Genomic DNA, 5,531 nt, shown 5'->3' with positions numbered 1-5,531 from the left:
TTGTAATGTGGACGGGGGATGGTCAAAAAAAAAGGTCCCGACCAGTAAAACTGATCGGGACCTCGAAGTAAGGCGGCTTCCTACTCTCCCACCTATTGGCAGTACCATCGGCGCTAGCGGGCTTAACTTCCCTGTTCGGAATGGAAAGGGGTGGGCCCCGCCGCCATGGCCACCTAAATTTTAAATATTTTAATACCCTGACCTTGCTATGGCGTTGTCACGGGCATGACATAAATAATGGGACAGGTAGAAGAAAGAAAACGTCGTTCCTTTTAAGTAAAAGGCGGAATGTTATAGAGAAAAGGTTGTCGCCCTTCCCTGCCGAGGCAGGAAAGGGACTTACGTTGCGCAAGCCGTACGGACAATTAGTACCACTCGGCTACCGACATTACTGCCGTTGCACCTATGGCCTATCAACGTGGTCATCTCCCACGGTCCTTTAAAGAAATCTCATCTTGCGGCGGGTTTCGCGCTTATATGCTTTCAGCGCTTATCCCATCCCGACATAGCTACCCGGCAATGCCCCTGGCGGGACAACCGGTGCACCAGCGGTCGGTCCGGCCCGGTCCTCTCGTACTAGGGCCAGGTCCGCTCGAATTTCTAACGCCCGCAGTAGATAGAGACCGAACTGTCTCACGACGTTCTGAACCCAGCTCGCGTGCCACTTTAATGGGCGAACAGCCCAACCCTTGGGACCTTCTCCAGCCCCAGGATGTGACGAGCCGACATCGAGGTGCCAAACCCCCCCGTCGATATGAGCTCTTGGGGGAGATCAGCCTGTTATCCCCGGCGTACCTTTTATCCTTTGAGCGATGGCCCTTCCATGCGGAACCACCGGATCACTATGCTCTTGTTTCCAACCTGTTCGACCTGTATGTCTCACAGTCAAGCGCCCTTGTGCCATTGCACTCTACGTACGATTGCCGACCGTACTGAGGGCACCTTTAGAAGCCTCCGTTACTCTTTTGGAGGCGACCACCCCAGTCAAACTACCCACCACGCACTGTTCCCTCTTGGAGGGTTAGGCCCCGGACAAGCAAAGGCTGGTATTTCAACGGCGACTCCAACACACCTGGCGGTGCGCCTTCAAAGTCTCCCAGCTATCCTACACATTGCTTGACCAAGGTCAATACGAAGCTATAGTAAAGGTGCACGGGGTCTTTTCGTCCCACTGCGGGTAACCGGCATCTTCACCGATACTACAATTTCACCGAGCTCATGGCCGAGACAGTGTCCAGATCGTTGCACCATTCGTGCAGGTCGGAACTTACCCGACAAGGAATTTCGCTACCTTAGGACCGTTATAGTTACGGCCGCCGTTTACTGGGGCTTCAGTTCAATGCTTCCTCCCGAAGGATTCACATCTCCCCTTAACCTTCCAGCACCGGGCAGGTGTCAGGCCCTATACTTCATCTCTCGATTTTGCAGAGCCCTGTGTTTTTGATAAACAGTCGCCTGGACCTCTTCACTGCGGCCCCGACTTGACGTCGGGGCGACCCTTCTCCCGAAGTTACGGGTCTATTTTGCCTAGTTCCTTAGCCATGAATCTCTCGAGCGCCTTAGAATACTCATCCCAACCACCTGTGTCGGTTTACGGTACGGGCCGCACATCTCGCTTTTCTTGGAAGTCGATACGCTGGATTATCACCTTGGCCGTAGCCTCGGTGTACTATCGGGCAGTTACCTGTCCCTTCAACGTGCAATTCCGTCTGCACGCACCAACTTCTCGCCTCCGTCGCTTTTAATGATGTGCGGGTAGCAGAATATTAACTGCTTGTCCATCCACTTCCCCCTTCGGGTCCGCGTTAGGTCCCGACTGACCCCCAGCTGATTAGCATAGCTGGGGAAACCTTGGTCTTTCGGCGTGCGGGTTTCTCGCCCGCATTATCGTTACTTATGCCTACATTTTCGTTTGTAGCTCCTCCAGCATCCCTCGCAGGTACACCTTCAACGGCACTACAATGCTCCCCTACCCCTTACAGTAAACTGTAAAGCCATAGCTTCGGTAATATGCTTATGCCCGATCATTATCCATGCGGAACCGCTCGACCAGTGAGCTGTTACGCACTCTTTAAATGAATGGCTGCTTCCAAGCCAACATCCTGGCTGTCAATGCAGTTCCACCGCGTTTTTTCAACTTAGCATATATTTTGGGACCTTAGCTGATGGTCTGGGTTCTTTCCCTCTCGGACATGGACCTTAGCACCCATGCCCTCACTGCGCAGAAACGTTTTATAGCATTCGGAGTTTGTCAGGAATTGGTAGGCGGTGAAGCCCCCGCATCCAATCAGTAGCTCTACCTCTATAAAACTATCTACACGCTGCACCTAAATGCATTTCGGGGAGTACGAGCTATTTCCGAGCTTGATTGGCCTTTCACCCCTACCCACAGGTCATCCCAAGACTTTTCAACGTCAACGGGTTCGGTCCTCCACTGTGTGTTACCACAGCTTCAACCTGCCCATGGGTAGATCGCACGGTTTCGCGTCTACTACTACTGACTGGGGCGCCCTGTTAAGACTCGCTTTCGCTGCGGCTCCGGCCCTGAAGGCCTTAACCTTGCCAGTAAAAGTAACTCGTAGGCTCATTATGCAAAAGGCACGCCGTCACCCCGAAGGGCTCCGACCGCTTGTAAGCGTATGGTTTCAGGATCTTTTTCACTCCGTTGTTCACGGTTCTTTTCACCTTTCCCTCACGGTACTGGTTCACTATCGGTCTCTCAGGAGTATTTAGTCTTGGCGGATGGTCCCGCCGGTTTCACACAGGGTTTCACGTGCCCCGCGCTACTCAGGATACCGCTATCTTGCAGATCTTTACCTATACCGGGCTATCACCGTCTGCGGCCAAGCTTTCCAACTTGTTCTAGTTCATAACTGTTCGAATGTCGCGGTCCTACAACCCCGCACATGCCGGAACATGTACGGTTTGGACTAATCCGGTTTCGCTCGCCGCTACTCCCGGAATCACTTTTGTTTTCTCCTCCTCCGGCTACTTAGATGTTTCAGTTCACCGGGTTTGCCTCCTTGCGGATAACATGTCTTCAACATGCTGGGTTGCCCCATTCGGATACCTGCGGATCATATCGTATGTGCCGATCCCCGCAGCTTTTCGCAGCTTATCGCGTCCTTCATCGCCTCTGAGAGCCTAGGCATTCCCCATACGCCCTTATCTAGCTTGTCGCCAGACCTTTTGTTCTATTCGTATTCGTACTCTTTACTTAAAAAATTCGTGTTTTCTTTTTCTTCAGTACATATATCCCTAAAGATATACGTCCTGTCCCAATATGTCAATGAACTTGTGGCGAGTCGCCCCGGACAATCAAAAATCGTCACCAAGGCTCCTCATGCAATACATCGCGATAAACCAATATCACTGTGCATTACCTGGTGGAGAATATCGGAGTCGAACCGATGACCTCCTGCGTGCAAGGCAGGCGCTCTAGCCAGCTGAGCTAATCCCCCATATACTAGTAGTTAGTACATAGTAGTTAGTAGTCAGTGCCTCCAACTACTACTCAACTTCTAGAATTTCCTTCAATATTTATTCTCAATGAACGTGCGCACCTATTTAAAGATGCCCCTTGTAGTCCCAGGCAGACTCGAACTGCCGACCTCTACATTATCAGTGTAGCGCTCTAACCAGCTGAGCTATGGGACTGTCCCTACCACTCTCAGTACTTCGTACCAAAAGAAGTATTCTATTATTGTTAATGTGGAGACTTTCTTTTTTGACCTACAGTAGACATTATATTTAGAACGAGTCGTCGGGGCCTTTAAAATTCCTCGGGCCGAAGCTCTAGAAAGGAGGTGTTCCAGCCGCACCTTCCGGTACGGCTACCTTGTTACGACTTAGCCCTAGTTACCGATCTTGCCCTAGGCCGCTCCTTGCGGTGACGGACTTCAGGCACTCCCGGCTTCCATGGCTTGACGGGCGGTGTGTACAAGGCCCGGGAACGTATTCACCGGATCATGGCTGATATCCGATTACTAGCGATTCCAGCTTCACGGGGTCGAGTTGCAGACCCCGATCCGAACTGTGACCGGTTTTGTGGATCCGCTCTGCGTTGCCGCATGGCTTCCCGCTGTACCGGCCATTGTAGCACGTGTGTGGCCCAGGACGTAAGGGCCGTGATGATTTGACGTCGTCCCCACCTTCCTCACGGTTTGCACCGGCAGTCCCGTTAGAGTCCCCGACATGACTCGCTGGCAACTAACGGTAGGGGTTGCGCTCGTTATAGGACTTAACCTGACACCTCACGGCACGAGCTGACGACAACCATGCAGCACCTTGCAAATTGCCCGAAGGAAAAGGTATCTCTACCCCTGTCAATATGCATTTAAGCCCTGGTAAGGTTCCTCGCGTATCATCGAATTAAACCACATGCTCCACCGCTTGTGCGGGCCCCCGTCAATTCCTTTGAGTTTCATTCTTGCGAACGTACTCCCCAGGTGGGATACTTATCACTTTCGCTTGGCCGCCCAGGCCTCAAGGACCCGGACAGCTAGTATCCATCGTTTACGGCGTGGACTACCAGGGTATCTAATCCTGTTCGCTCCCCACGCTTTCGTCCATCAGCGTCAGTATATAGTTAGTCACCTGCCTTCGCAATCGGTGTTCTATGTAATATCTATGCATTTCACCGCTACACTACATATTCCGGCAACTTCACTATAACTCAAGACCGACAGTATCAAAGGCAATTTTACAGTTGAGCTGCAAACTTTCACCCCTGACTTATCGGCCCGCCTACGGACCCTTTAAACCCAATAATTCCGGATAACGCTCGGACCCTCCGTATTACCGCGGCTGCTGGCACGGAGTTAGCCGGTCCTTATTCTTACGGTACCGTCAGTAGGCTACACGTAGCCCTTTTTCTTCCCGTATAAAAGCAGTTTACTACCCATAGGGCATTCTTCCTGCACGCGGCATGGCTGGATCAGGCTCCCGCCCATTGTCCAATATTCCTCACTGCTGCCTCCCGTAGGAGTCTGGTCCGTGTCTCAGTACCAGTGTGGGGGATCCCCCTCTCAGGGCCCCTACCCATCGCGGTCTTGGTGAGCCGTTACCTCACCAACTAACTAATGGGACGCATACTCATCCCCTACCGTAACCTTTAACCATAAATACGATGCCGTAATATGGTACCATGTGGTATTAATCCAAATTTCTCTGGGCTATCCCACAGTAGGGGGCAGATTGTATACGCGTTGCGCACCCGTGCGCCGGTCGTCATCGGTAGCAAGCTACCATGTTACCCCTCGACTTGCATGTGTTAGGCCTGCCGCTAGCGTTCATCCTGAGCCAGGATCAAACTCTTCATCGTTGTTTCATTATATATTATAAGTCTATCAACCTAAGGTCTTCCCGGCCCCGACTCTCATCCTAAAATAAAAATCTTGTCTGTATGTTGTTTTTCGTAATTCTTAACGGGTCGAAAGGTTTCCCTTTTTTCCCTATTACGCTGTCTCCACAATATGTCAAATGAACTTCTATATTCCTCCCCGGTCTCCCGGTGACGCCCGATGAACACT

The 5,531-nt window shown here is 51.7% G+C and carries 2 tRNA genes and 3 rRNA genes; all 5 read right to left on the bottom strand.

Annotated features, from left to right (window positions below):
- Window positions 1–67: 67 nt before the first annotated feature.
- Window positions 68–177, bottom strand: a 5S ribosomal RNA gene (gene rrf / locus BW980_RS22055).
- A gap of 167 nt (window positions 178–344) precedes the next feature.
- A 23S ribosomal RNA gene (locus BW980_RS22050) occupies window positions 345–3,181 on the bottom strand.
- 203 nt (window positions 3,182–3,384) lie between these two features.
- Window positions 3,385–3,461, bottom strand: a tRNA-Ala gene (locus BW980_RS22045).
- A 122-nt stretch (window positions 3,462–3,583) separates the two neighbouring features.
- Window positions 3,584–3,657, bottom strand: a tRNA-Ile gene (locus BW980_RS22040).
- 142 nt (window positions 3,658–3,799) lie between these two features.
- A 16S ribosomal RNA gene (locus tag BW980_RS22035) occupies window positions 3,800–5,323 on the bottom strand.
- Together the 16S, 23S and 5S rRNA genes with 2 tRNA genes alongside form the textbook arrangement of a ribosomal RNA operon.
- Window positions 5,324–5,531: the final 208 nt, after the last annotated feature.

Origin of the sequence: Zobellia uliginosa (genome assembly GCF_900156625.1) — a bacterium.
GTDB lineage: Bacteria > Bacteroidota > Bacteroidia > Flavobacteriales > Flavobacteriaceae > Zobellia > Zobellia uliginosa.
Note: the sequence above shows the minus strand (reverse complement) of the source record. Positions and strands in the feature narration are given on the sequence as shown.